This window comes from Polaribacter sp., from assembly GCF_965656025.1.
GTDB lineage: Bacteria > Bacteroidota > Bacteroidia > Flavobacteriales > Flavobacteriaceae > Polaribacter.
Genome location: NZ_CBFHJT010000105.1, coordinates 3,391 through 5,086, shown reverse-complemented (window position 1 = coordinate 5,086; position 1,696 = coordinate 3,391). Strand labels below are relative to the sequence as shown.

Sequence of the window (1,696 nt, the reverse complement as noted above, 5' to 3'; positions counted from 1 at the left end):
TATTTAAATGTATTATTTGCCAAAGAAAATCTAGAAGTTGCCCGAGTACAAGCAGCAATTAGTAAAAAGCAAATAGAAGCAGCAGATGCAAGATTTAAAGCAGGTGCTATTGCGAAAGGAGATTTGTTAAACTTTCAATCTACAGCAGCAAACGACTTACAGAATGTTGTATCGCAAGAAAATGCGCTAGAGTTGGCATTGTTAAACTTGGCACAATTACTACAAGAACCTGCAGATGGTTTTGATGTTGCACCTATTGATGTTGGAACACCTTCTGCAAATTTATTTTACAAAACATCTAACAGTGTCTACAACAAATCTCTAAATAATATGCCAGAAATTGCTAGAGCAAAATTGGCTATAGAAAATGCAGATATCAACATAGCAATAGCAGAAAGTGCATACTACCCAACTATTAGTGCTTCTTTAGGTCTATCTACAAACTATGGTTTTAACTTAAATCCACCTACTGGTTTTCAAAATCCAACTTTTGGTTCTCAGTTAGAAGATAACTTAGGGTATGGTGCAGGTTTTAGTGTAAACATTCCTATTTTTAATCGTTTTCAAACAAAAAATAGAATTACACAATCTGTTATTAATAAAGAAATTTCTGAAACGAGATTAGAAAACCAAAAACTACAATTAAAGCAAACTATAGAGCAAGCTTTTTTAGATGTTAAAACAGCTTTAAAAACTTATGAAGCTGCAAAAATATCTTTAGAGGCACAAAATGAAGCATTTAAAAATGCTCAAGAACGTTATAATTATGGTGCTATGACTTTGTTTGATTTTGACTTGGTAAGAACGCGTTTAGTTAATGCAGAAGCAGCAATGATACGTTCTAAGTACGATTATGTATTTAAAACAAAAGTACTTCAATTTTATTCTGGCGAGTTAGATTTAGAATAATTAAAGTTTATTTATATGCAAAACCTCACTTGTTTTAACGCAAGTGAGGTTTTTCTTTTTTGGGAAATAGTATCTTTGTAAAAAATTAGATTTTGGCAATTATTTTAAATATAGAAACAGCTACAAAAAACTGCTCTGTTAGTCTTGCAGAAAACGGTATTATTATTTCAATAAAAGAGTTGAATAATGGCAATTATTCACATGCAGAAGTTTTACATCCTTTTATAAATGATATTTTAAAAGAAACCAATATTAATTCAACTAAATTAGACGCCATAGCCGTAAGTAAAGGTCCTGGTTCTTATACAGGTTTAAGAATTGGAGTTTCTGCTTCAAAAGGGCTTTGTTTTGCTTTAAACAAACCATTAATTTCTATTGATACATTAACTTCTTTATCTCATGCAATAAGTATAGAAAGTGGTTATATTGTTCCTCTTTTAGATGCAAGAAGAATGGAGGTATATGCTGCTGTTTTTGATCAACAAAACCAAAAAGTTAGAGATATAAAAGCAGAAATTATAAGTGATACTTCTTTTTTAGAATATTTAAATGATAATAAAGTCTATTTTTTAGGTGATGGAGCTGCAAAATGCAAACCCATAATAACCCATAAAAATGCTGTTTTTATAGAAGATAAATTCCCTTCAGCCAAACAAATGGCGCAATTATCTTATACAAAGTACAAAAAAAACGACATCGAAGATGTCGCTTATTTTGAACCTTTTTATTTAAAAGATTTTGTGGTAATTCCAGAAAAAAAGAAAAAACCAATATTTTAACTATTCAC

2 protein-coding genes are annotated in these 1,696 nt (G+C 30.1%); both read left to right on the top strand.

All coding sequences use genetic code 11. The features are described from left to right. On the top strand, positions 1-909 hold a 909-nt coding region (locus ACTG3S_RS13855; protein ID WP_439129926.1), incomplete at its 5' end, for a TolC family protein. Positions 910-1,001: 92 nt separating this feature from the next. Then, complete coding sequence (tsaB, locus tag ACTG3S_RS13850) at positions 1,002-1,688, top strand: tRNA (adenosine(37)-N6)-threonylcarbamoyltransferase complex dimerization subunit type 1 TsaB (RefSeq protein ID WP_439129925.1); 687 nt, start codon at positions 1,002-1,004, stop codon at positions 1,686-1,688. Positions 1,689-1,696: the final 8 nt, after the last annotated feature.